The organism is Shewanella sp. M-Br, assembly GCF_036245925.1.
Lineage (GTDB): Bacteria > Pseudomonadota > Gammaproteobacteria > Enterobacterales > Shewanellaceae > Shewanella > Shewanella oncorhynchi.
The window spans coordinates 83,621-110,150 of record NZ_BJBV01000017.1 but is presented as its reverse complement, the minus strand read 5'-3'; the positions used below and the strand labels follow the sequence as shown (position 1 = coordinate 110,150).

At 45.2% G+C, this 26,530-nt stretch carries 23 protein-coding genes and 4 tRNA genes; 1 reads left to right on the top strand and 26 read right to left on the bottom strand.

What is annotated here, in order from left to right:
• The 26 genes from astA to orn form a co-directional block, all read right to left on the bottom strand.
• Entirely contained in the window at positions 1–1,020 is a 1,020-nt protein-coding gene (astA, locus tag AAA952_RS15230; RefSeq protein ID WP_338258240.1) for an arginine N-succinyltransferase, read from the bottom strand.
• Between the two features lie 127 nt (positions 1,021–1,147).
• Complete coding sequence (locus AAA952_RS15225) at positions 1,148–2,365, bottom strand: aspartate aminotransferase family protein (RefSeq protein ID WP_338258239.1); 1,218 nt, start codon at positions 2,363–2,365, stop codon at positions 1,148–1,150.
• A gap of 308 nt (positions 2,366–2,673) precedes the next feature.
• Complete coding sequence (locus tag AAA952_RS15220; RefSeq protein WP_338258237.1) at positions 2,674–3,585, bottom strand: alpha/beta hydrolase; 912 nt, start codon at positions 3,583–3,585, stop codon at positions 2,674–2,676.
• 54 nt (positions 3,586–3,639) lie between these two features.
• A complete protein-coding gene (locus tag AAA952_RS15215; RefSeq protein ID WP_263206430.1) occupies positions 3,640–4,785 on the bottom strand; it encodes an HDOD domain-containing protein in 1,146 nt (381 codons plus the stop codon).
• Positions 4,786–4,990: 205 nt separating this feature from the next.
• A complete protein-coding gene (locus AAA952_RS15210; RefSeq protein WP_263206432.1) occupies positions 4,991–7,471 on the bottom strand; it encodes a S9 family peptidase in 2,481 nt (826 codons plus the stop codon).
• A gap of 179 nt (positions 7,472–7,650) precedes the next feature.
• Positions 7,651–8,235, bottom strand: a complete 585-nt coding sequence (locus AAA952_RS15205; RefSeq protein ID WP_263206434.1) for an anthranilate synthase component II — start codon at positions 8,233–8,235, stop codon at positions 7,651–7,653.
• Between the two features lie 179 nt (positions 8,236–8,414).
• Positions 8,415–8,852, bottom strand: a complete 438-nt coding sequence (locus AAA952_RS15200; RefSeq protein ID WP_105250272.1) for a ClpXP protease specificity-enhancing factor — start codon at positions 8,850–8,852, stop codon at positions 8,415–8,417.
• Positions 8,852–9,481, bottom strand: a complete 630-nt coding sequence (gene sspA / locus AAA952_RS15195) for a stringent starvation protein SspA (protein WP_338258231.1) — start codon at positions 9,479–9,481, stop codon at positions 8,852–8,854. Before sspA ends, AAA952_RS15200 begins: the two co-directional genes overlap by 1 nt.
• Before the next feature lie 96 nt (positions 9,482–9,577).
• Positions 9,578–10,276 (bottom strand): cytochrome c1, encoded by a 699-nt coding sequence (locus AAA952_RS15190; RefSeq protein ID WP_105250273.1) that lies wholly within the window; start codon positions 10,274–10,276, stop codon positions 9,578–9,580.
• A complete protein-coding gene (locus AAA952_RS15185) occupies positions 10,276–11,490 on the bottom strand; it encodes a cytochrome b (protein WP_105250274.1) in 1,215 nt (404 codons plus the stop codon). Before AAA952_RS15185 ends, AAA952_RS15190 begins: the two co-directional genes overlap by 1 nt.
• Positions 11,490–12,080 carry a ubiquinol-cytochrome c reductase iron-sulfur subunit gene (petA, locus tag AAA952_RS15180; protein WP_006080059.1) on the bottom strand — a complete coding sequence of 197 codons (591 nt, stop codon included), beginning with the start codon at positions 12,078–12,080 and terminating at the stop codon, positions 11,490–11,492. Before petA ends, AAA952_RS15185 begins: the two co-directional genes overlap by 1 nt.
• A 370-nt stretch (positions 12,081–12,450) precedes the next feature.
• On the bottom strand, positions 12,451–13,344 hold the full coding sequence (hflC, locus tag AAA952_RS15175; RefSeq protein WP_113939145.1) for a protease modulator HflC: 894 nt from the start codon (positions 13,342–13,344) through the stop codon (positions 12,451–12,453).
• A gap of 3 nt (positions 13,345–13,347) precedes the next feature.
• Positions 13,348–14,487 (bottom strand): FtsH protease activity modulator HflK, encoded by a 1,140-nt coding sequence (hflK, locus tag AAA952_RS15170; RefSeq protein ID WP_028761770.1) that lies wholly within the window; start codon positions 14,485–14,487, stop codon positions 13,348–13,350.
• A 36-nt stretch (positions 14,488–14,523) separates the two neighbouring features.
• On the bottom strand, positions 14,524–15,831 hold the full coding sequence (hflX, locus tag AAA952_RS15165; protein ID WP_028761769.1) for a ribosome rescue GTPase HflX: 1,308 nt from the start codon (positions 15,829–15,831) through the stop codon (positions 14,524–14,526).
• A gap of 23 nt (positions 15,832–15,854) precedes the next feature.
• The gene (gene hfq, locus AAA952_RS15160; RefSeq protein ID WP_006084207.1) at positions 15,855–16,127 is read right to left on the bottom strand and encodes an RNA chaperone Hfq; all 273 of its coding nucleotides are present in this window, start codon (positions 16,125–16,127) and stop codon (positions 15,855–15,857) included.
• A gap of 92 nt (positions 16,128–16,219) precedes the next feature.
• A complete protein-coding gene (miaA, locus tag AAA952_RS15155) occupies positions 16,220–17,146 on the bottom strand; it encodes a tRNA (adenosine(37)-N6)-dimethylallyltransferase MiaA (RefSeq protein WP_263167845.1) in 927 nt (308 codons plus the stop codon).
• Positions 17,139–19,052, bottom strand: coding sequence for a DNA mismatch repair endonuclease MutL (gene mutL / locus AAA952_RS15150; RefSeq protein WP_445190385.1), 1,914 nt, complete (start codon positions 19,050–19,052; stop codon positions 17,139–17,141). Before mutL ends, miaA begins: the two co-directional genes overlap by 8 nt.
• 13 nt (positions 19,053–19,065) lie before the next feature.
• Positions 19,066–20,523 carry an N-acetylmuramoyl-L-alanine amidase gene (locus AAA952_RS15145; protein WP_113939148.1) on the bottom strand — a complete coding sequence of 486 codons (1,458 nt, stop codon included), beginning with the start codon at positions 20,521–20,523 and terminating at the stop codon, positions 19,066–19,068.
• Between the two features lie 8 nt (positions 20,524–20,531).
• Positions 20,532–20,990: a tRNA (adenosine(37)-N6)-threonylcarbamoyltransferase complex ATPase subunit type 1 TsaE gene (gene tsaE / locus AAA952_RS15140; RefSeq protein WP_198571956.1), complete on the bottom strand. Its 459-nt coding sequence runs from the start codon at positions 20,988–20,990 to the stop codon at positions 20,532–20,534.
• Between the two features lie 102 nt (positions 20,991–21,092).
• A complete protein-coding gene (locus AAA952_RS15135; RefSeq protein ID WP_338258218.1) occupies positions 21,093–22,577 on the bottom strand; it encodes an NAD(P)H-hydrate dehydratase in 1,485 nt (494 codons plus the stop codon).
• A 268-nt stretch (positions 22,578–22,845) separates the two neighbouring features.
• A complete protein-coding gene (locus AAA952_RS15130; protein WP_028761762.1) occupies positions 22,846–23,301 on the bottom strand; it encodes a hypothetical protein in 456 nt (151 codons plus the stop codon).
• Between the two features lie 806 nt (positions 23,302–24,107).
• A tRNA-Gly gene (locus tag AAA952_RS15125) sits at positions 24,108–24,183 on the bottom strand.
• Between the two features lie 42 nt (positions 24,184–24,225).
• Positions 24,226–24,301, bottom strand: a tRNA-Gly gene (locus tag AAA952_RS15120).
• Between the two features lie 41 nt (positions 24,302–24,342).
• A tRNA-Gly gene (locus AAA952_RS15115) sits at positions 24,343–24,418 on the bottom strand.
• 42 nt (positions 24,419–24,460) lie between these two features.
• A tRNA-Gly gene (locus AAA952_RS15110) sits at positions 24,461–24,536 on the bottom strand.
• Positions 24,537–24,806: 270 nt separating this feature from the next.
• Positions 24,807–25,352: an oligoribonuclease gene (gene orn / locus AAA952_RS15105; RefSeq protein ID WP_131523968.1), complete on the bottom strand. Its 546-nt coding sequence runs from the start codon at positions 25,350–25,352 to the stop codon at positions 24,807–24,809.
• Positions 25,353–25,464: 112 nt separating this feature from the next.
• On the opposite strand from orn, the gene rsgA reads away from it, so the two are divergent.
• Positions 25,465–26,529, top strand: coding sequence for a small ribosomal subunit biogenesis GTPase RsgA (gene rsgA / locus AAA952_RS15100; RefSeq protein WP_263184511.1), 1,065 nt, complete (start codon positions 25,465–25,467; stop codon positions 26,527–26,529).
• Position 26,530 lies beyond the last annotated feature (1 nt).

Sequence of the window (26,530 nt, the reverse complement as noted above, 5' to 3'; positions counted from 1 at the left end):
CTACATTGCCAAAATACGGATTTGATCGCCTTTTGCGAGTAACAAACCCGCTGCCAGCTCAGGGCTAATGATGATCTGTTCGGATTTGTCGTCCACGGCCAGTGCGGCAGACGTCGCTCGGTAATTGGCTAATTGGGTATTTGAGATAATAAATTGAGTGTCGGCTTCGACCATGTCACCAATATCGACGGTCAATAAACGACTTTCACGCACGCCGCGAATGTCCGATAAACGACACTCTACCGTTGGACCACCATCAAAAATATCCACGTAACCGCGGCATCTAAAACCTTCGGCCTGCAGTAAACTTAATGCCGGGCGGGTATTGGTATGCACTTCGCCAATCACTTTCTGCGCTTCTTCAGGCAACAGACAAACGTAGACAGGATTTCGTGGCATCATTTCGGCCATAAATGCCTTTTTGCCCAAACCAGAAAGATAATCTGCCTGAATAAAATCAATGCCTAAAAAGTGTTTTTGCAGCCAGCCATAGAAAGGTGAATGACCATCGGCATCGCTCACACCGCGCATTTCGGCAATCACAGTTTCACCAAAACGCTTCGCATGTTGAGCTAAAAACAGAAAGCGACTGCGGGATAACATGCGGCCATTGTTGCCCCTGCGATATGCTTCACGCAAAAACAGCGTACACATCTCGGCAGCACCAGTGTAGTCATGGCAAAGGGTGAGTGTTTCGACCTCGTTACGCACATCAATTTGTTCAGAATGATAGACTTCGGTACCAAGTCGATAATGGTAGAACGCATCTTCCATTCCCACCGCCGCTTCGATGGCGCACGTTCCCACCACTTCACCGGTATCGGTATCTTCCAGCACCATTAGATAACCTTCATCGAAGGGAGTCTCTACGGCTTTGACGAATGAGGCTTCTGCTCGAGCAATTTTATGTCTGAGCAGATCCGCATTCACAGGTAATGACGTAAAACCATGACCAGACTCTTCAGCAATTTGATATAAGGCCTCAAAATCACCAGCCTGAATAGGACGTATGATTAACATCTTAGTGTCTCCTCACTTTGGCTTACCGTGCATCAAGGCACCTCTCTTCAAAAAGACAGGCAGTGATGCAGGTAAGTATTCCCTGACAAAAAAGGAGTGCGAATAAATTCAGCACTCCTTTGGTCATTTAGGCGGCAGCTATGCTCGCCACAGCACGTTCAAAACGAGCTAGACCTTCAGCAATATCTGCCTCAGGGATCACCAGAGAAGGAGCAAAACGCACCACGTTAGCACCCGCCATCAGGCTCATTAAGCCTTCAGCGACAGAGGCCACCAAAAAGTCGCGTGAACGACCTTGGTATTGTTCATTAAGAACGGCCCCTAAGAGTAAACCTTTACCGCGTACTTCTGAAAAAACATGATATTTTTCATTGATTTTGTTCAAACCATCACGCAATAACTGCTCGCGATGTTTTACGCCATCTAACACTTCAGGTGTGTTCACTACATCTAACACTGCATTACCGATAGCGCAGGCTAATGGGTTACCACCGTAGGTAGAACCGTGAGTGCCCACTTTTAAATGCTCGGCAATCTCAGCCGTTGTCAGCATAGCTGCGATAGGGAAACCACCACCGAGCGCTTTAGCTGTGGTTAAGATGTCAGGCACGATTTCAGTACCCATGTAAGCGTACAGTTCACCAGTACGGCCCACACCCGTTTGGACTTCATCAAAAATCACTAGTGCATTGTGCTTATTAGCCAGTTCACGCACGGCTTTCAAGAATGCAGGATCGGCATCGATAATACCGCCCTCGCCTTGCAGCGGCTCAAGCATGATGGCGCAAGTCTTGTCCGTCACTGCGGCTTCTAAGGCGGCAACATCGTTAAATGGCAGGTGAGTAATACTCTGCGGCTTAGGACCAAAACCATCGGAATAGGCAGATTGTCCACCGACACTGACGGTGAAGAATGTACGGCCGTGGAAAGCTTTATCGAACGCTATGATTTCATCTTTCTCAACGCCATGTTTTTCTAAGGCATAACGACGGGCAAGTTTTAATGCGGCTTCGTTGGCTTCGGCGCCAGAGTTGGCAAAATACACTTTGTCGGCAAACGTGCTATTAACTAATTTAGTCGCTAATGCTAAGGCTGGCTCATTCGTCATTACGTTTGACAGATGCCATAATTTTTCACCTTGTGTCTTTAGGGCATTCACAAGGGCTGGATGACAGTGACCTAAGCAATTTACCGCAATACCGCCAGCAAAATCGATAAACTCGTTGCCCTCTTGGTCCCAAACTCGGCTTCCTTCGCCACGAACAGGGATCACGGCAGCAGGCGCATAATTAGGCACCATCACTGCGTCAAACTGGGCACGGTCCAACTTCATATCAACGCTCATTCTTCTTCGTCCTTTGTGTTTGTTTAACGGCGCCTTGCACCGTCAGAGTCCCATAGGTATCTTTATCTAGAGTTAGTGATACTGGGATTGCTTGTGTCTATTAATAACCATTATTAGCGAAAATGTGATCAAAATACCAGTTTTTCACAAACATCAATCCACGCACTTCCACCCAAAGTGCATAAAGATTGCAGTTTAAGAACTATACAAGCGGTTAAGCCCATGGCTTGCAGCATAATTAGTCAGAAAAAAAGTTATTTGCCCCTCATTTTGCTAGCTATTCACTGAATGTGAATAACTACACCATTTTAACGAATCAAGTGTGAAAGCACAAAATGGCCAATTTTCGACCTCACTTCAAGGGCTTCGGGCAATAAATTGAACAAGGGAAACACATGGGGCATGTTAGGGTAAAAGCAGCCCGTTATCTCACCACCACAGGCTTTTATTTGGGCGACTAAACGTTCAGAATCCTGTAATAATAACTCCCGCGTACCCGCAATCACTAAGATAGGCGGCAGGTCTGCCAAGTTCCCCTGTAAGGGGGAAACTTTTGCCGACATAGGATCGGCCCCCGCAAGATAAGCGCCACGTAAGCGCAGCAATGCCTCTATGGTGAAGAAGGGATCGTCGGCTGCGAGTATCAACTCAGTATCCCCCGTAAGAGCTAAGTCTAACGCGGGCGATAGTAAGATACAGGCGGTCGGTAAAGGCAGGCCTAAACGCTTTAATTCCAGCAACAAACTCAGTGCTAAATTGCCGCCTGCCGAGTCACCCATGAGGATCAAATTCTCCGTGCCTTTCAGCTCAATTAACCGTCTATAGGCTTCAAGTACATCATCAAATGGCGCGGGGAAAGGATACTCAGGTGCGAGACGATAATCCGGAATATAAGCATCTAATTGACAACGCTGGCAGATATCTGCGACCAGTCTTGCATGGGCATGGGGCGTTTTAAAACAGAAGCCTCCGCCACGGATATAAAATAGATTTCCAAGGCGAGGAGGTTCGTTGAGAAGCACATAATGTAACAAGTTTGAGTGTTGTAAGGGGATGGTAGCGCTGACTAACTTATCCGGCCAAGGGAGCCAGCGTCTATCAAGCTCAAGCAACTTTTCACGCACTTGCGCTAAGGGCATTTTGGCCTGTCCACGACTGATGGATGGCCTAGCGACATAGGATAAAATGGTATTTAGTACAGATGCTTGCCAGCTTGGCATATCCCTTCCTCTACTTAAACGCCGCAATCATGGCGCTACGTAGCAGACCGTGGATTACAGCAGATCTAACTTCCTATAGTTTTGTGCTTTTAAGCGCAGTACTTCTTGCTCAGTTAACTCATAATAATCAAACATTAAGCGCTTTTCTTGGGGATCGATTTGACGCATTTCTTCGAGTAATACCACCTTAGCATAACAGTTTGCCCGCGCGACTAATGCCGACAGAGGCGACAATTCTCGATAACTTAAGGTTTGGTCTAACTCCTTTAACAACCGAGTTAAGGGACTCGCTTCAAACTTAAGTAACTCTAATAATTGCCAATTAAGTTTAAGACCATGGTTTAACACTTGTTCAAACACGGCCTTAGCAGGAAACTCAGTGGCAATCACCGCATCATACACTTCCTTATCACGGCTGCTACTGGCTTCTCTTATCCAAGATCCCCATGTTTGGTCGAATAAACGGGCACTTAAACTCAATACAACGGATGTGCCTAACTGATTAAGTAAGGCACTACTATAAACCAAGGCTGAGTCAGTATTATGAAGCTGAGCTAAAGCATTTGCCGCTATGCCACTGACTATGCTGTAGCGCCATAATTTACGAGTAGTCCATAACAACTTAGCATTGCCACTAGGAAGCCAATTTCGCAAACAAAAGTAAGGGATAATGGTGCGAAGGTTTTCGATACCGATGTAATTCATCACTAATTTGATATCAGTGACCCGCACATCTGAGCTCTGAGACCGGCGAGCGCGAAAAGATGGGCTGTTGACCATGTTGGTTAAGTCGCGGCACAACCAACTTAAGTTACTGATCAGTGGTCTTAATCGCGTTGCATCGAGATTTTTTGCCAGCAATAATTCCAGCAAGAGGATTTGCGACTCATTGATATCTGACTTAGCCAGAACAGATTCAGGGGACGCGAGTTGATGCTCGATGGCGTTAATGACAGTTTCATGCAACTGGCTCGATACGGCTTCAAACACTTCTTTAGCTTTAATTTGTTTCATCAAACGCACCAAAATCGCTTCGCGTTCAACATCTAACTTATTTGCATCGGCCTCTAATTCAAGGTCGAGTTCATCCAAAAGAGTCGGGCTCGCTTTTTGCTTTCCGAGGATCAATTGTTGATAGAGTCTATGTTCTATCTCTATAATTTTGCCGGGTCTTACACCGCCCGCAACCGAAATCGCCACTATAAATCTTTCCTATATCGCTAATGCCCGAGTGACGTCAACACAATCAAACTCTCAAAATCATTACAATTTCAGCACATACACTTAATCTTAGCAATAATGCAAAGTCGCAGAACGCAAACAAAGAGTTATATCGGATATTTCCTAGTCAGTTACCCAATAAAAAGGCCTCGACTAGGAGACCTTTAAAAGAAATCGAACTGAATTATTTAAGTTCTTGTTCAAATAACTTATAGATGCGGCGGTATTCATCTAACCAGCTAGAAGGTTGACGGAAACCATGGGGCTCAACAGGATAAATCGCCATTTCAAAGGTTGGTTTTTCCAGTTCAATGAGGCGCTGTACCATACGCACACTGTCTTGGAAGAAAACGTTGTCGTCCATTACGCCACTCATGATAAGCAGTGGTTTAGTTAATCCTTGGGCATGCTCAATAGGAGAGCTGCGCTCATAGGCGATAGGATCGACATCAGGCGTATTTAAGATATTAGAGGTATAAGGCGCATTATAATGTGCCCAGTCCGCCACAGGACGCAATGCAGCTCCAGCTTGGAACAAGTCCGGCGCGGTAAACAAAGACATGAAGGTTAAGAACCCACCGTAAGAGCCACCATAAGTACCGACACGCTTAGTATCGACATGGGTATGAGTCGCCATCCACGTTACGCCATCCTTTAAGTCTTCCACTTCTGGATGACCCATATTGCGATAAATAGCGGTGCGCCAATCTCGGCCGTAACCTTTAGAGCCACGGTAATCCATGTCCATCACAACATAACCTTGTTGAGTCAGCAGGTTGTGGAACATAAACTCGCGAAAATAACCGCTAAAACCATAATCGGCATTCTGCAGATAACCTGCGCCGTGATTGAAAATAACCGCAGGATATTTCTCAGCGCGGGACTTATCATAGCCTTGCGGCAGATAAACTCGAGCGTACACATTGCCAGCACCATGATTTGAAGGTACAGCTACCACTTCTGGCGCTTGCCATGGGTAATTTTTGAAGGCATCACTGGTATAAGACGTCAGCTGCTTTAACTCGCCGCCAATGGGTTGAACATAGAGTTCATTAGGCTGTGTGCGGCGTGAGGCATTGAGTAATAGCTGAGTGCCATCGGGGCTTAAGCTGTAATCTAAGTTGCCATCCCACTGGGTTAGTTGCTCATTTTTACCTGTGGCAAGATTCACGCGGTGAACGTTATAAATGCCGGGGTGACTCTGGTTCGCTTTGTAATAGATGTAATTGGCATCCGGTGACAGCGTAATATCACTCACCACAAACTTGCCTTGGGTTAACGCACGCGGCTTTTCGCCTTGAGCTTTAATATAAAGCTGCGAATAACCGGACTCTTCTGACAAGTAATACAAGGTATCCGTATCCGGTAACCAACCGAATTGGTTGTAGTCGTAATTCACCCATGCATCATCATGCAAACGATGTTCGGTAATGAATTTACCCTTAGCAAGATCGACACTGGCGATCCAGCGATCTTTGTTATCGGTGGCTTCTAGCATCAGGGCTAATTTATTTTCCGACTCATGCCATTGAATCGCACTCTGAGTCCAGCCCCAATCCTGCATCAACTGAATTTTACGTGGCGATTTAGTGCTTTGATAAGTTTCGCCTTTCGCTTTAGCATTTTCAGCTTTCACTTTGGCTAGCACATCTTCATCAAAACCAGTAAGGCCCTCGATTGTGATATCGACTTTTTTATGTTGGTTTAAATCAAGCACAACAAAACGTTGCCCTGGTGGCGTATCTTCAGCCACGCGCGCGCGCACTGGCACTGGGTCGATATAACCTTCGCTACCTAAGTAATTAGGCATGATGTCGTGTTCGCTGCTACCTGTGTAATTTTTATCTGTAAGCGCGACTAAAATATAGCGGCCATCGGGTGATAAACTCAGCTCTGACACCACTTCGCTATCGCCTAAATACCAAGTGCTGGCGGCGAGCGTTGGATCGTTTTTTTGTAATTCATCTTGGTACTGCGCTTTAGCTTTAGCATTTTCTTGCTGCAGCGCTACATACTGAATCAATCTGTGCTGTTGTTTCGCAATATAAGACGTCGGCTCTTTTACACCTTCTGGCGCTTTCGCCATTTTAATTTCAGCAAGTTGCTCGACTAAGCCTGAATCTTGATGAATTTGGAAAACATTGTCGCCCTGCCAATAGGCAATATCGCCATTATTGAGATAACGCACACCATCGATGGCGGTGCGCTGGCGAGTCAATTGGCTGATCTTACCCGTGCTTAATTGCTTAACAAAAATGTTGCCTTGATATAGGTAAGCCTTGTGGGACTTAGTGCGATCAAACACACCAAACTGCTGATCTGCGGCATGTAACTTATCGAGAGCTAGCTCGACGGCGCGACTGTCATTGATGCCTTGCTGATAATAGCTACGCAGAGGTGAAGCACTCGCTTGGCGGGCAAACAGCACGCTTTGGCTATCGTCGCTCCAGTAAGCCTCTTTGGCAAAGATCCCCATCCAATCAGGATTTGCCATAATTTGATTAAGCGTAAGCGCCTGTGAAACTTGTGGCGGTTGGGCTAAGGGAACTTGGAATGCTGGCGGAGCTATTACGGGAGTTGCAGTTTCAGTCGATGTCGCTGCGCACCCTGCCAATACGGCAACCGCTAACGCACTAAAACCCAAATTTCGCATTACGCTTCTCATTTATCCTTCCTTTTATTGTTATCGCAATGGCTAAATGACCCAGTCTACTTATCTGCTGGTTTCGCCTATTCGCGTAGTTTTGCGGCAGTTATAGCATAGTTAATCGCTAAACTTGCTTAAAAGAAGGATAAATCTTGTAACAGAAATTGATAGTGTGGAGAGTTTTTAAGGCGAGGAAATTATACGGACACAGCCGGTTGCGCTAAAAAATTGGCTAACAGTTCGAGACCTTGCTCGGTGAGAATTGATTCGGGATGAAATTGCACCCCATAAAGCGGTAAGTCTTGATGGCTCATGGCCATGATTTCTCGGCCGTGAATTGCATCGTCAAACCAAGCATCGAGTACAAAACCTTCAGGCACAGCATCAACCAGTAACGAGTGATAACGTGTCACGGTTAAAGGCTGATTTAATCCCTTAAATAACCGCTGTCCAGTGTGCGTAATTGCACTGACCTTGCCGTGCATCACCCGTTCGGCACGCACGACATTGGCACCAAAAACCTGTGCCATCGCTTGATGTCCCAAACAGACACCTAAGATTGGCATGCGCGCAGCAAAATGCTCAATCGCCGCAAGGGAAATCCCCGCCTCATTGGGAGTGCAAGGGCCGGGCGAAATCACCAAATGACTAGGCGAAAGCGCCTCGATGTCGGCGATGCTAATTTCGTCATTACGCTTAACCACTATCTCTTGCCCTAGCTGCTGAAAATACTGCACTAAGTTAAAGGTGAAAGAGTCGTAATTATCGATCATTAGCAACATACAAGATCCATTGGTCTAAATGGGTAAAGGTAACGCATATCTAACGGATGAATGCGGGCGCAAATGCTATCACACCTTGTACTTAAGGTTTAACCAATTACGGCGATAAAATACAGCGACAAAAAAGCCAGTCATTAGACTGGCTTAGTTTTTAAAACGACTTGGGCATTTCACCACAGTTATTTAACCACAGTTAAATGACTGCGACGCTTAGGAGGCTCATCTGTCGGTTCAAACGCTTTATCTGTTGTTTCAACAACGGATAAAGATGAATCGACTTCATCGTCCATCAGATAAGCATCTTCGATATCGAAGACAGTGCCAGCACCGTTTTCACGGGCATAAATAGCGACAATCGACGCCATTGGCAACATCACCTGCTGAGGAACACCACCAAAACGCGCATTGAACTCCACACACTCATTGCTAATTTGCAAATTGCCCACTGCGCCAGCAGCAATATTCAACACTATCTGGCCATCCTTCACGTATTGCTGCGGTACTTGAGTGCCTTCAACAAAGGCATCAACCACAACGTGAGGAGTCAATTGGTTGTCCATCAACCAATCATAGTAAGCCCTTAGTAAATAAGGACGATTTGGAGTCAAAGGTTTCATTACATACCCATGCGCATTTCGCGTTCGGCTTCAGTTAAAGAAGCTTTAAACGATTCACGCTCAAAAATACGTGTCATATACGCTTTGATATCTTTAGCTACACGGCTATCTAGCTCAATACCTAATACAGGTAAGCGCCACAACAATGGGCCAAGGTAGCAATCCGCTAGACCAAATTCTTCGCTCATGAAGTAAGGCACTTCACCGAAGATAGGCGCAATTGCGGTCAGGCTTTCAGTCAACTCTTTACGAGCCGCTTCAACACGATCACCTTTACGGATACGGTCAACGAGCGAATACCAGTCAGTATCGATGCGATGCATCATCAAACGGCTTTGGCCGCGAGACACTGGATAAACTGGCATCAAAGGCGGATGAGGAAAACGCTCATCCAAATATTCCATGATAATGCGTGATTCGTATAAAACGAGTTCACGGTCTACCAAAGTTGGCACTGAGTTATATGGATTTACTTCGAGTAAATCCTCAGGCATTTCGTTAGGGTCGACCTGTAAAACATCAACAGTAACCCCTTTCTCAGCTAACACGATACGTACTTGATGGCTATACAGATCATCAGCACCTGAAAACAGTGTCATGATAGAGCGTTTGTTGGCAGCAACAGCCATTGATACCCTCCAGAATCGAAATAAAACAAAAGTAAACGAGGGGCAAAGCCCCCCGTTTACACTATGCGGATATTACATTTTACCCGTTATTGGTGCCTAGTGTACATCTTTCCAATACTCTTTCTTCAAGAGGTAGGCCACAATAAAGAATATAAATAGGAATCCGAGTACCCACCAGCCCATAGCTTGACGCTCTAGCTTAACAGGTTCAGCCGAATAAACTAAGAAGCCAGTGATATCACGTACTGCTTGGTCGTATTCTTCCGCATTCAATTTACCGCCAGTCACCACAATAGTGCCATCTTCTTGTTTAACTGGTGTGCCTTGTAACTCTTCGAGTACATGTGGCATACCAACAGATGGGAATACTGTGTTATTCACACCAAATGGGCGACTTGGATCTTTATAGAAGCCTTTCAGATAGGAATAAACCCAATCTTCACCACGCACGCGAGCAACTAAAGTTAAGTCTGGCGGTGTAGCACCAAACCATTTAGCAGCATCTTTAGGTGGAATAGCGTTTTGCATCAACTCACCAATTTTAGCATCGGTGAACATATACTTATTACGCATATCATCCGCAGAGATACCGATATCGGTCGCTACACGTTCATAACGTTGATACTGAGTGCTGTGGCAACCAGAACAGTAATGTTGGAACAGGTCCACACCACGCTCTAAAGAAGCTTTATCATGCAGATCAACATTGGCATCTTCTAAATGAATTTTATGTCCGCTCGCGGCCATAGCCAACGTCGGCAACAAGGTAACTAATGCAATCAATAATTTTTTCATTAGTGTGTCAACCTCGCTGGAACAGGTTTAGTTTTTTCATTCTTGCTGTATACCCACAGCGCAACAAAGAAACCAAAGTAAGTAAAAGTAAATACCTGTGCAACTATCGTCAGTGTCGGCGTAGCTGGAACTACACCCAAGTAACCTAACACTATGAATGAAATTGCAAATTGAGCAATGTTCAGCTTATGCAGCGTACTACGGTAGCGAACTGACTTCACTTTACAGCGATCTAACCAAGGCAATACGAACAGTACTGCAATCGACAGACCCATCATTATCACGCCACCCAATTTATCAGGCACTGCACGTAAAATGGCGTAAAAAGGAGTGAAGTACCAAACGGGTGCAATGTGTTCAGGTGTCTTCATCGAGTTAGCCGCTTCAAAGTTTGGCTTTTCAAGGAAGTAACCACCGCCTTCAGGAATAAAGAACAACACATAGCAGAACACTATCAGGAAGCCCGCGACGCCCATGATGTCTTTTACAGTGTAATATGGGTGGAATGGAATACCGTCAACTGGCCAGCCATTTTCGTCTTTGTTCTTCTTGATTTCGATACCGTCAGGGTTGTTAGAACCCACTTCATGCAGCGCAATTAAGTGTAAAAACACGAGTACGACTAATACTAGCGGCAGAGCAATAACGTGCAGCGCAAAGAAACGGTTCAGCGTTGCGCCAGAGATCACGTAGTCACCACGGATCCACAGGGTTAAGTCGTCACCAATAACTGGAATCGCACCGAACAGAGAGATAATTACCTGCGCGCCCCAATATGACATTTGACCCCATGGCAGCAAATAACCCATAAAGGCTTCGGCCATCAGCACGAGGAAAATTAACATACCGAACAGCCACAGTAGTTCTCTAGGCTTCTGATATGAACCGTAAATTAAACCACGGAACATGTGCAGATAGATCACAACGAAGAAGGCTGATGCACCCGTTGAGTGCATATAACGCAGTAACCAACCGTATTCAACATCACGCATTATGTATTCAACAGAGGCAAATGCGCCTTCTGCTGTTGGTACATAGTTCATCGTCAACCAGATACCTGTCAGTAATTGGTTAACCAATACCAACATCGCTAGCGAACCGAAAAAATACCAAAAGTTAAAGTTAGTTGGCGTAGCGTACTGGCCCACGTGACGGTTATAAGTCGCCGTCATTGGGATACGCGCATCAATCCAATTAATTAAATTCTTAACCATTACGCCACTCCTTTATCTACACCGATAATCACGGTGCCATCATCAACGTATTGATGTGGAGGGATAACTAGGTTCAATGGAGCAGGTACGCCTTGGAAAACGCGACCAGCCATATCGAACTTAGAGCCATGACATGGACAGAAGAAACCAGAAGTGACACCTTCAACTTGCTCACCAAATGAATCTGGCAAATAAGTAGGTGAACATCCGAGGTGGGTACAAATACCGACAGCAATAAAATACTCTGGCTTGATTGAGCGCAAAGGATTTGTTGCATAATCAGGCTGCTGCATCTCAGCAGAAGCAGGATCTCTTAACTTATCATCATGTGTTGGCAGTTCATTGATCACAGCATCTGTGCGACGGACAACCCATACAGGTTTTCCACGCCACTCAACACGGATCAGCTGACCTGGCTCTACTTTACTGATATTTACTTCGACCGGTGCACCTGCAGCTTTCGCTTTGGCACTCGGATTCCATGACTTGATGAAAGGAACCGCTACAGCGACGGCACCAGCACCACCTACTACGGCGGTTGCGGCTGTCAGGAATCTGCGACGTCCGGTATCGACTGGCGCATTGCTCATCCACTTATCTCCCAGAGGGTGTTGGAATTTTTATATTTCAAAGACTTTCAGCCCTTAGTCATCACTAGGGTCAAAAATCGAAGTTTGAAGCGGGGCTCATTATAGCTAAAAATTAGAAGCAGATCATAGTGAAAACACTCAAGTAAGTTAGGGAGATTGCGTGTTTTTTAAAAAAAGCCTAAAAAAGACCCAACTATTAACCCATTTTAATTCATTTGGATCATATTTTAAGCTTCTTGTCTGTGACATCGGCATAAAGCATGCATCGCTAATATAAATTAGCCCAGACTTTTCAAACTAAGTTAACAATCGCCAGATAAAAAAATAGGCCCTGAGTAACAGGACCTATTAAATCAATACTTTTAATGCATTACTTCTTAGGTGCAGTGCTCTTCATATACTTGAAGAACTCGCTATCAGGCTCTAACACCATAATATCGGACTTGCCTGAGAAGCTTGCTCGATAAGCCTCTAAGCTACGAACAAAACCGAAGAACTCAGCATCTTTGTTGTAAGCATCAGAATATATCTTCGCTGCTAACGCATCCCCTTCACCTCGAATGGTTAAGGCTTTACGTTCAGCTTCGGCAATCTTCACCGTCACATTAGCATCTATTGTTGCACGAATAATTTCAGACTGTTCTTTACCTTGCGCTCTATGCTCTTTTGCCACAGCTTGACGCTCTGCACGCATACGCTGGTAAATACTGTTACTGACGTTAGCCGGTAGATTGATTTGCTTTACACGCACATCAACAACTTCAATACCTAAGTCTTTTGCACTTTCTGAGGCATTGGATAACGCATCATTTTGCAGTTCATCACGCTTACCAGAAACAATCTCTCTGATAGTGCGACGACCAAACTCTGTGCGTAAATCGTTGTTGATCTTACGTTGTAATAGCGATTCTGCATTCGACTTAATACCACCGTTTGTAGACAGGTAATATTTTTCGAAATCCATAATGCGCCACTTCACATAGGAATCGACCATAAGGTCTTTCTTCTCTGAAGTCACAAAACGATCAGCTGCACCATCAAGTGTTTGAATACGAGCATCGAGTAATTTTACTTTATCGATCACAGGCACTTTCATGTGCAGGCCTGGGCCGTAGACGCGGGTGACTTGCTTACCGTCAACGTCGTCTTTTAAAATTTCACCGAAACGCGCCACAATAGCGCGCTCGCCTTCATTCACCACCATTAAAGATGACAAACCAATACCTAAGAGCACGGCGATAAGAATAACGCTTAATCTACCCATGGATTACTCCCTCCCTTGGCGAGTACGATCATCGCGGGATGGACGTCCACTCAAAGGCTCATTCGCGCGAGTCGTTGATACAGATGAAGAATTAACATTTTGCTGTGGCTTAGCTTCCAGCTCATTTGTCGCAGGCTTCTGCTGAATTAACTTATCTAGCGGTAGGTACATTAAGTTGCCGTTGTTCTTAGCATCAATCAGCACTTTATTCGTATCTGTCATCACTTGCTGCATTGTATCAAGATACAAACGCTTACGAGTCACTTCAGGCGCAGCTTGATACTCTGGTAATAACAACTCAAAACGAGCCACTTTACCGCGAGCTTCTAAGACTTCACGCTCTTTGTAAGCATTCGCTTGTTGCGCCATACGTTCAACTTCACCACGAGCTTTTGGTTCAATTTCACGGGCATAAGCTTCAGCTTCACGAATAAAACGTTGTTCATCTTCTTGGGCAGAAATCGCATCATCGAAGGCGTCTTTCACTTCTTCTGGCGGACGTGCCGGTAAGAAGTTAACGTCAACAACAGCAAGACCCAATTTGTACGGTTCAAGAATGCGCTCTAACTCTTTCCACGTATCGCGACGAATAGCATCACGGCCCGTAGTCAGAATATCATCCATCTTGTTATGTCCAATGACATAACGCAGTGCACTGTCAGTCGCTTCACGCAAACTGGCGTTCGCATCGACGGCACTAAATAGATATGAGTAAGCATCTAAAATACGATACTGAACATCAAGCTCAACTTTCACGACGTTTTCATCGGATGTCAGCATGCTACCAGACGCAGGAATAGAGCGAACCGATTGAATGTCGACGGGATAAATTTGGTCGATAAATGTGGCTTTCCAATGAAGTCCAGGACCAATTTCGCCAGCGTGTTTACCAAATCGCAGTGCCACACCACGCTCAGCTTCTTTAATTGTATAAAAACCCGAAAGTCCCCAAACAACTACAGCAACAGCAAGAATGATGATTAGGCTAAACGAACTAAAAGACTGGCCAGAGCCATTTCCTTTGCCGCCAAAGCGCTTTGAAAGATTACGAAAAACCTCGTCAAGGTCCGGTGGTCCTTTGTCGTTACCACCTTTATTTCCCCAAGGATCATTACCCTTGTTACCGGGCTCGTTCCAAGCCATTTAGCACTCCATAAGTGGATGAAATAAATTAGATTATTAACAAACAGCCTCATCTATCGAATCTTCGAAGATGAAGGTTTCTAACTCACCCTGACTCTGTTTTGTTAATCGGCGCCAATCGGCGTCCGATAAACGAACAGACAAAATACAGTTCCCCAGATCGTCGTACTCTTTCTGCTGTATCGCATCCAGTCGATAAAACTGGCCAAGATAATGTCCAGCAGTTGCCGGAATTCTAAGTGTTAGCTCTTTAATCACCTCACCAATAAGCTCAGTGATGGCTTTCAAGAGCAAATCAAATCCTAAACGCTTCTGTGCTGACACCCAAACTCGAACGGGTTTGCCTATGTCGTTATATTCAATTCTTGGCGTCACATCTTCGAGTAAATCGATTTTGTTACAGACCACGAGTTGCATGACTTCATCGGCTTGGATGTCTTTCAGTACAGATTGAACCTGATCAAAATTATCCGCCATGTTTTCATCTGCACAATCAACTATGTGTAGTAATAACTCAGCTTGCCTTGTCTCTTGTAAGGTTGCCTTAAATGCAGCAACGAGATCATGGGGCAAATGACGAATAAACCCGACAGTATCCGCTAATATCACGGCACCATCAGGTAAATCTAACTTTCTTAGCGTAGGATCGAGTGTGGCAAATAGCTGATCTGCAGCATAAACATCAGATGATGTTAGGGCATTAAACAGCGTTGATTTACCCGCGTTTGTGTAGCCGACTAATGAAACTGTCGACAAATCACTACGCTTACGTGCACGTCGACTCTGTTCACGTTGCTTATCAACTCGCTCTAAGCGTTTGTTGATATTTTTAATCCGTCCTCTGAGCAAACGTCTATCGGTTTCGAGCTGGGTTTCCCCTGGACCACGTAAACCAATACCGCCCTTTTGCCTTTCAAGATGCGTCCAACCACGGATCAGGCGAGTCGACATATGGCGCAATTGCGCTAGCTCCACCTGTAACTTACCTTCGTGAGTTCGCGCTCTTTGGGCAAAAATATCGAGAATAAGTGTCGTACGGTCGAGCACTCGACACTGACACACTTGCTCAAGATTACGCTCTTGGGCTGGACTCAATGCATGATTAAAAATCACCACATTGGCTTCAGTCGCCGCCACTAATGCAGCTAACTCTTCGGCTTTACCAGAACCCACAAAAAATTTGCGATCCGGTGAACGTCGACTTCCAGTAATCACCCCGACTGATCTTGCCCCAGCTGATTCTACTAATAGCTGCAGCTCGACTAAATCTTCTCGGCGTTCCTCATCGGAAAAGTCGATATGGACAAGAACCGCAGTTTCTCCCGCCTCATAACGATCAAACAAGAAGCAAACTCCTCAGATAATACTTATTCGCCACTAGGCGCATCATCTTGAGCACCATATCCGCCTTGGGCATTTTGGTGACCAGTAACGTTGAATGGGCGTGCTGGCACGACAGTAGAAATAGCGTGTTTATAAACCATTTGGCTCACTGTATTTTTCAACAGAATGACAAATTGATCAAACGACTCTACCTGTCCTTGGAGTTTAATGCCGTTAACCAAGTAAATTGATACAGGAACGCGCTCGCGACGCAATGCGTTCAAAAATGGGTCTTGTAAAGATTGCCCCTTAGCCATTTTATTATTTCCTTTTTAATTTATATAAAATAAATCGATATCAGTGATAGTTTTTTGTTTAGTTTTAGTATTATACAGCAAGGGCTAATAAGCTAGCGGCATTGACGCATAAGTATAACTAAATTCCCCTCAGCACCACTTTCAAGCCAATTCAACTCTGGCCAACTCCGCAACCATGTTAATTGACGCTTAGCCAATTGCCTAGTAGCAGCAACCGCTTTTTCGACCATAGTATCATAGTCAAACTCACCATCTAGGTATTGCCAGCACTGTCGATAACCGACACAACGCATTGAAGGCAAGTCTAAATGCAAGTCTCCGCGGGCTTTTAGCTCTGTGACTTCCTCAATAAAGCCCTGTTTGAGCATAATCGCAAAACGTTGCGCTATTAAGTCATGTAACACTTTGCGCTCGCGCGGTGCAATAGCAAACTGCACTACGTCATAAGGCAAGGGAGCTGACTTGGTCTGAGTCAACTCAGTCATGCTCTTGCCGCTTATTCTATAGACTTCCAGCGCTCTTGAAAGTCTTTGTGGATCATTAGGATGAATTCTTTCTGCCGACACGGGATCTATCTCCCTTAATTGGTCATGCAGTGCTTCCCATCCCTTTTCATCCGCCTCCGCTTGGATCTCGGCCCTAATGGCGTCGTCCGCACTCGGCAAAGGTGACAAACCTTCGAGTAACGCTTTGAAATACATCATGGTTCCGCCAACTAATACTGGCGTTTTCCCCATGCTGACAATCTCTTCTATCTGGGCTATTGCATCGGCTCTAAAGTCGGCTGCCGAATAGCTTTCACTGGGATCACGAATATCAATTAATCTGTGCGGCCCACGAGCCAGTTCGTCTGCTGAAGGCTTGGCACTGCCAATGTCCATACCACGATAAATTAATGCCGAATCGACCGAAATGATTTCACAGTTATGCTTTTCGGCCAATTCTAATGCTAAAGCTGTCTTACCTGAGGCCGTTGGCCCCATCAAAAATAACACTTTAGGCTGTAATTCTTTATTCACTTGCTTGCTCTTCTAGCCACGATTGCCAAGGTAAGAATATCGCTTTGTTGGCAATAAGCTGTTTTTTCTCTTCAGCTAACTGCGAAAATGCTGCCCAGACTTCTGGTGCCGAAACGAATCCCGTTAAACTGTGTTTTGCCAACCAAAATGCCAATGCGCTCGGCGCAGGTGTTTCAAAACGTAGCGATTGTAGCCACTCAGGGATCACTTTGGCTAACTGGCTCTCTCTGATATATGGGGGCACTTTTTTAATAATCAACTGCTGGTAACGAATTGTTAGTTCTAAACCTAATTGGCGGATCAGCGTGTCGTGTTCAGTGAGCACAGCCTGCCAATCCGCATCAGCCGCGACAGACACTGGCATCAATAAAGGCTGACCAATTAACCCCGTCGCTAGTTTAGCTTCAATCTCTTGGCATCGCGTCGCCAATGCTACTGATTTTATTGATAATAGACTGAGTTTATCTTCCGACGTCATCACCCAATATTGCCCATCTAATATCGATGGCATAGGTAACACAGACTGATAATCTTGATCTTTTACACTGTAAGAAGGGGTTTGCAGTAAAGCACCATAACTTGCTATTGCCGCCTTTGACGGTAATTCAGTACGTTGTCGAGATTCACCTGCAGAATAACTGCCACGGCTGCTGTCCCTTGGCGTTGTCATGCTGCCAAAAGCATTGGTTTGAGTGCCAAAACTGGCGCCTTCTCGTCCTGCGACTAGAGACTTTACTTGAACTGCAGGGGCTACTGAATCTTGAGCAGACTCAAGTGTATCAGTTTGCGCATTAACTAGAGCTGAGTCAGCGCCAAGTGCAAAAGGAGCAGATATTTCAGCTGCGCTTGTTGGGGCATCCACAAACACATCTTCAACCTCACCCAAAGAACTAGAGTGAACGAAGTTGAGCTCTCCTGCTTCTTCCAGCGCCGATTGCAATGCTTGCAGAATATAATCATGCACATAGCGACTCTGATGGAATCGCACCTCATGCTTAGCAGGATGCACGTTAACATCCACTTGATGGGGATCGATATCCAACATCAGCACGTAGCCGGGTTGTTCAATTTCTGCTTTTTGAGCAAAGGCTTGACGCACTGCATGATTGACCAAGCGATCACGGATAAGGCGTCCATTGACATAAAAGTAATGGGTATCGCTGATAACCGGTGACCAAGGTGACTGCAAATAACCACTGAGACGCAAATCATCGTGTTGGCATTCAATCTTAAGCGCTTGCTCGGCAAATGGACGGCCACACACTTGCGTCAAACGCTGTAAATACTGGGCTTCATTCATGGCAGGACGATAATTACGTACTGTCTTGCCGTTATGCGTCAGCGTGAAATGGATATCCCCACGCACTAATGCAATGCGCTTTAACCATTCATCGATATGGGTAAATTCGGTTTTGTCACTCTTTAAAAAGCGTCTGCGAGCCGGTGTATTAAAGAATAAATCCACCACTTCAATCGTCGAACCTACTGGATGCGCGGCAGGCATCACTTTAACTGCCATGTCGGCACCTTCAGCATGGGCTTGCCACGCTTCGGTTTGCTCAGCCGTGCGTGACGTTAAAGTTAAACGTGAGACTGAGCTGATACTGGCTAGCGCTTCACCACGGAAACCAAAACTAAGGATCGCTTCAAGATCGTCTAAAGTGTGTAACTTTGAGGTCGCATGGCGCGATAAGGCTAGCGCGAGTTCATCTTTAGGTATGCCAGATCCGTTATCGCGAATTTTAATCAGCTTGCTACCGCCTTTGTCGATTTCAATATCGACTCGGCTCGCTCCTGCGTCGAGGCTATTCTCGACCAATTCTTTGACTACGGAAGCGGGTCTCTCAACCACTTCCCCCGCCGCAATTTGGTTGGCTAATTGCGGAGGCAGGATCTGAATGCCCATCATGCTTTCCTATTTAACTCTGGGGTATGACTAGCGTTTGCCCTAACTGCACCACATCGGACTTCATTCCATTCGCTTGTTTGATGCTGGACATTGGCACACTGTAACGTTGCGCGATTGCAGATAAAGATTCTCCGCGACGGACCTTATGTTTAACCTTTGTCGATACCGCATCGCCAACATAGGCTGTAGGTGTTCTTTCAGTTGGCGTTCTTTCTGCTGATGCTTTTGCTGTGGTTTTGGCCGGCTTAGCACTGCTAGAGCTTCCTCCCCTTCTTTGGGCAAGCAAAGTATCCGCTGGCGGATTGTTGTGATAGTAACGGCTCACCCCCTTATAAATAGCATTGGCAATGCTCTCTTGATGGCGACTACTCGACAGTAAACGCTCTTCTTTAGGGTTTGAAATAAAGCCCGTTTCAACCAATATTGAAGGAATATCCGGTGACTTCAGCACGGCTAAACTCGCGGACTCAGGGCGACTTTTATGCAATTGAGTCACGCCACCTAAATCTTTTAAAATATCCCCCGCAACAGAATGGCCAATTGCCATCGAACTGTTCATTGACATATCGAGCAGCGTCATAGCCAAATACTGTTCATTATCCGTGTTTTGAATAATCTCACCCGCGCCGCCCAGCAACTCAGAGTGTTTCTCTTTTTGCTCTAACCAACGACCAATTTCACTATTAGCACGACGCATTGATAGCACCCATACGGAGGCGCCACGTGGATTGGGCGAGGTAAAGGCATCCGCATGGATAGAAATCAGCAGATCTGCCTTACTGTTGCGCGCCAGTTCAGAGCGTTTATTTAAATTCACAAAATAATCACCAGTACGGATCATCACAGCACGCATGCCTGGCGTGTCATTGATTTTGCTGGAAACACGTCTGGCGATTTCTAGGGCGACCTTTTTTTCATAAACACCAGAAGGACCAATGGAGCCAGGATCGTCGCCACCATGACCCGCATCAATAGCAATGACAATATCGCGGGATGATTGCGCCGCTTGGGTGACAGTTTTAACGGGTGTAGATGACACGATAGCCGTTGCCGTAGTTAACGTTTTATCTTCTAAATCAACCACTAGACGATTGCCATAGGGCGCAGTAACAGGCAAAGAAAACAAGCTTGCATTCAATGGTTTTACGAGATCGATCACTAAGCGCAAATCACCTTTAGTCGGTGACTTACTGATCCGCACGCCCTTAACTAACTTACTGTTGTTTTCAAGATTTTTAAGCACAACTTTAGCAGTGGTCTTTTTTAAATCCACCACTAAACGATTAGGGCCATCTAAAGAGAAATAGGTGTAATCAGGCACTCCACTCAAGTCAAACACGATTCGAGTTGACTCAGGCGCGGCCCAAATACGTACGCTTTCTAACTGATTAGCAGCATGGGCCGCCACAGAGAAAAAAGAACATAAAGAAAGAATAATAATTTGAAAATACGGGTTATTTTTTATCATTTTAGTTTTTATTTTATCGCTTTTAATAACTTTTCACCTGGCTCAGACAAGGCCTCTATACGTATTTCTCGCCCACTATTTTGATAACTTAAATGCATATGGACATCGGCAGCGGGCAGTAAACCCTCTCCCTTATCTGGCCATTCAACAATGCACAGACTCTTATCCGTAAAGTAATCACGGATCCCCATAAACTCGAGTTCTTCTGGATCGTTTAAACGATACAAATCAAAATGATAAACTTCGACATCTTCTAGCTCATATGGTTCAACTAAAGTGTAAGTCGGGCTTTTAACGGCACCTTTATGGCCCAATCCCTGAATTAAGCCACGACTCAGCGTCGTTTTACCGGCTCCTAAATCACCCGTAAGATACAGAGTCAAAGGCGCTTGGACATGGCGGGCTAATTTTTGCCCAACCGCAATAGTGTCGTCTTCGTTGTCTAAGAAAAAAGTTAACTCTGTCATATCCGCTTATATCACTGCTGTTATTGATGGAGAAGCGACTCAATCCTAAAAAGGCACAGGGCACATAACAAAGTCCAGCCCCGCTTGAGTCTCACATTCCGCCTAGAGTAAATCACTATTCACTAATTGGCGAATAAAAGGCATTAAATCGCTCGCTAACATACCCCGTTCTCCCTGTATTGCCGCAAGATCAGCGGCGCAACCATGTACGACTACGCCAAGCACAGTTGCCTGCATATTATCCATTCCCTGAGCCATGAGCGCGCCTATAATACCAGATAACACATCGCCACACCCACCACTGGCAAGCCCAGGGTTGCCGACTGGTGCCACTACCATTTGCTGACCATCAAAAATGACCGTTCCTGCGCCTTTTAGCAGTACAACACCGCCGTACTTTTGCTGTATCGCGCGAACAGCGGCAAATCTGTCCTGTTCAATATCGACCACGGTACAACCAAGTAAACGCGCCGCCTCACCCGGATGTGGTGTTAGTACCCAATTCGTTTGGCGCCTTGGTTCATTACTGAGCAAATTCAATGCATCGGCATCTAAAACACAAGGCTTATCGCTCAAGCCCACGGCTTTAAACAAATTATACCCCCAGTCATGCTTACCTAAACCAGGGCCAAGCACGATAACCTGCGCCCAACCAAGGCGCAGATACACTTCCATATCGACTAAATCACAACCCCAAAACATCAGTTCAGGACGGGAGACATTCACCGTCAGTTGATGCTCAGGTCGACTAATCACAGTGACTAATCCCGCGCCTGCACGTAGGCAAGCCTCACTTGCCAGTCTCACGGCGCCAGCCATGCCCATATCCCCACCAATTACAGTGACTTTGCCCGATTGGCCTTTATGGCTATCCCGTGCTCGGGCGGCAAAATAGTCCTTAAGAGTCTCTCTTCCTACTCTTTGTGCGCTCGCTTCAGTAAAGAAAGGCGTTAATCCTAAATCTGCAAATTCAAGCTCGCCACTGTAATGCCGCGCCTTACCCGTTAACACACCTTGCTTTACACCACCAAAACATAAGGTGATATCCGCCATCACAGCAACACCTGCTACGGCGCCTGTATCGGCAATGACTCCAGAGGGTAAATCAAGACTCAATACCCAAGCCGAATTGTCATTGATGGCACGGATATATTTAGCCATATCGTCGCGTACAGCATCACGCACCCCCGTACCTAACAGACCATCGACTATGATTTTCGCTGCGAGAATAGGTTCAACCTCTAACGGCAGTAATTTTCCACCTTCAGCAAGATAATGGGTCAATGCTTGCTGACACTCAGGCGTGCCTGCCGCTGACGTCATCATCACAGAAACGTCCATACCACTGGCACGGGCTAGACGGGCGCACACTAAAGCATCGGCACCATTGTTACCGCTGCCAGCAAGAATTAACACAGGTAAGACTTTGGAGCTATGTTTCGCTAAACACTCAAAAGCCGCCGCGCCAGCACGCTCGACCAATTCATAGAGACTAGATACTCCCTGAGACACTGCACTCAGTTCAGCTTCGCGAACTTGTGTTTGGGTGTATAGAGCTTTGGGAAATTGCGATAGATCTTGTGCCATGAAGGATCTCCTTAGACACCAATGACTCCATTTCACAATGAGTAATCTCACCATAGAAGTCTTGGCAGAATTGAGCAAGGCCAATAAAAATCAGCCAATAGATCAAGAAAGTAGCAAAAAAAGCAGCGAGAAATTATGACGTAAATCAGTTCAGGCGCAGAAACCCGCCCAAATGGAGCAAAGTAGAGTAAAAGTTGCCGATACAAAGTCGACATAAAAACCAAAGCCAGCACTGGGCTGGCTTTGAGAATCGAGAAGAAATGACGATTTAGATATCGTCCATCCGAATCGTACTATGGACTAGACGTTGCTGCTGAGTTTTCTCTACTCGGATCAAATTGGCTAACGCATTGCGCGCATCTTCCGCCGTGGTTGAGTTAACTGTTTTTTCTAACAAACCAATCAGACGATTCTCTAGGTCTAAATGTAAGTTGAGCACATCATCTTCATTCATGTTTGCGGGCAACATAGTATCTTGGCAACGCTTAGTAAAGTCTTCAAAAGTGAAGTCTTTATACCAAGTATCAAGAATACGATGTGGTGCTTCATCCATATAATCACGCAGTTTTTCTGCCATGGTTTTTTGGTGTGATTCAAAATACTCCAACATCATTTTCACACGAGCCGAGTCAGCTTGATTATTGAGTCGGCCATAGAGTTGCGCCATATCTAAGCGGCAATTTGCCACATACTCGAGTAGATCACGTAATTGTTGAATACGCATATAATGCACTCCATTGTCAGGCCAACTACTTGGCGCTATTAATTTTGTCTAATTCCATTATGTGAGTAAAAGCGTTACGAATATTTGAACAAGGTCATAATTTAACTTTCACGCAGCTATCTAATTTAGGAAAACTTGAAGAAACACGCTATAGATCACGCATCTAAATCCTATCACACTGTTTTGTATAAAAGAGAAAAGCCAAAAGAGATCTCAACACACTTAGCCCAAAGGGTATTCGTAAGTCTTTAGTTGCAGATGGTAAATTTGAGATAGAGGGCTTGAAGTAGATAGCAGTGAATCAAGACAAATACAGATGAGCGAATTGAGGGAATGACACGAAAAAGTCATTGTTAGAGAGTTTAACGGAAGTACAGCGAAATGATTTTGATAGGGAGAGGTTCGAGCAATGATCAATGCCTTAGTCAACGGCTAAGCATTGTAAGTGATAGCAATATGAGCAACACGATTGAAATGATGTTGGATAAAATAATTTTGGAGGGATTTATTGAAATTGGAGCGACATGATTTTGATCAAGAGCGGTTCGAATCGATGACCTATACCTTGACTAATTTAACAATCACAAAGGTATCGCCATATCAAAAATCACAACTGAGCTAATGTCAATTGAGTAATGTGATAGTGGAATATTTAGGAAATTGGAGCGACATGATTTTGATCAAGAGCGGTTCGAACCGATGACCTATACCTTGACTAATTTAACAATCACAAAGGTATCGCCATATCAAAACCACAACTAAACTAATGTTAATTGAGTAATATGATAGTGGAATATTTAGGAAATTGGAGCGACATATCGGGTTCGAACCGATGACCTATACCTTGGCAAGGTATCGCTCTACCAACTGAGCTAATGTCGCATAATCTGTATTAATGATTTGGTAAATCACTAAGTTTTAATTTGGAGCGACATATCGGGTTCGAACCGATGACCTATACCTTGGCAAGGTATCGCTCTACCAACTGAGCTAATGTCGCATAACCTGTATTAATGATTGGTAAATCACTAAGTTTTAATTTGGAGCGACATATCGGGTTCGAACCGATGACCTATACCTTGGCAAGGTATCGCTCTACCAACTGAGCTAATGTCGCATAATCCGTATTAATGATTTGGCAAATCACTAAATTTTAATTTGGAGCGACATATCGGGTTCGAACCGATGACCTATACCTTGGCAAGGTATCGCTCTACCAACTGAGCTAATGTCGCCTTTTGTATCGCTACTACATTTGCCTTCAACATCAACAAAGGTATCGTCTATCAACCTTTATCAACTGAGCTAATGTCGCTTTTTGCATCGCTGCTACATTTGCCTTCAACATTAACAAAGGTATCGCCTATCAACCTTTATCAACTGAGCTAATGTCGCATTCAATCTAAATGACCGCACATCTCTGTTCGCATCAAAAAGTTGAGGCCGCATTATATGAAAAATTCATGCGGCTGCAACCCCTTCTTGCATATTTATCTACTGATCGGTCAAATTTTAAATACTTTGCTGCGATAATACTGTAATTCAGCGATCGACTCTTGGATATCCTGCAGGGCTTGGTGGGTATTTTGCTTCTTAAAACCATCCATCGTTTCTGGACTCCAACGCTTCACTAGCTCCTTAATCGTACTGACATCCACGTTGCGGTAGTGGAAATAATCTTCCAACTCGCGCATATAACGATTTAAGAAGCGTCTATCTTGCCCAATGCTGTTACCACACATTGGAGAGGCGCCCTTAGGAACATACTGTTCTAAGAAGGCAATCGTCTTAGCCACGGCTTGCGCTTCGGTTTCTTGGCTAGCACGAACGCGATCAATCAACCCAGACTCACCATGGTGCTTTTGATTCCAATCATCCATAGCGGCCAGCACATCATCTGACTGATGAATTGCGATAACCGGACCTTGACCGATAATATTGAGTTCTTGATCTGTCACTAAAGTGGCAATTTCAATGATCCTGTCGACATCGGGCTCTAACCCTGTCATTTCCAAATCGATCCAAATGAGATTATTTACATCTGCCGTCATAAATCAGCCTTATCGTGTCAGTTAGCCTAAATTCAGGCTTTTTTATTCAAGAGTGTGTATCATACTGCTTTTTTCCAACACAAAAAATCACCTAATTGACGAAGACGAATCAGTGAGTAAAAAGAAACCCCTAAGCCAAGGTCAATTACGCCGTATGCGCGCTAATCACGAGAAGCGACTCAATCGTGATAGTGGCGATAAAAATACGCCAGAGTTACAGGATAGTTCATTGGGGCAAGAACAGCCCGGTACTGTGATTTCACGTTTTGGCCAACATGCCGACATAGAAACTGAAAGCGGCCAAATTGTGCGCTGTAATATTCGCCGTGCCGTCACCAGTTTAGTGACTGGCGATAAAGTGATCGTACGCTTAGCCATTGAGAGCCAAGCCAATAGCGGCATCGCAGGTATTGTTGAAGCCGTTCATCCACGTCGCTCATCACTTACACGCCCAGATTTATACGATGGCGTGAAAATTATCGCCTCGAATATCGACCAAATTTTGATTGTCTCCTCGGTATTACCCAGCTTTACCACCCAGATCATCGACCGTTATTTAGTGGCTGCCGAAGATACCGATATTCCGCCTATCATCATTTTGAATAAAATTGACTTGCTCAATCCCGCTGAAGCGCAGGCAATCGATGAAGCGCTACAGCGCTACAAAGACATTGGCTATCCGGTTTATAAGGTCAGCAGCAAGCTCGGCGATGGTATCGATACCATCAAAGGTATACTCAAAGATAAAGTCAGCGTGTTTGCCGGCCAATCTGGTGTGGGTAAATCATCAATCATCAATGCATTACTACCCGATGCAGAGCTTATTATCGGCGATGTGTCCGACAACTCAGGTTTAGGCCAACACACCACCACCACAGCCAAACTGTTGCACTTGCCTAGTGGCGGCGATTTAATCGACTCCCCAGGCGTGCGCGAGTTCGCCCTATGGCATCTTCCTGCACAACGTGTAGGCTGGTGTTTTATCGAGTTTCGCGAATATCTTGGCGCGTGTAAATTCCGCGATTGTAAACACGGTGACGATCCCGGCTGTGCACTGCAAGAAGCCCTGAGCCAAGGTAAGATCAGCGCAGATCGTTTTAATAATTACCATAAAATTATCGCCAGCTTAGATGAACAACGTCATGCCCGCCATTTCCGTGCGGCCACTGATGAATAAC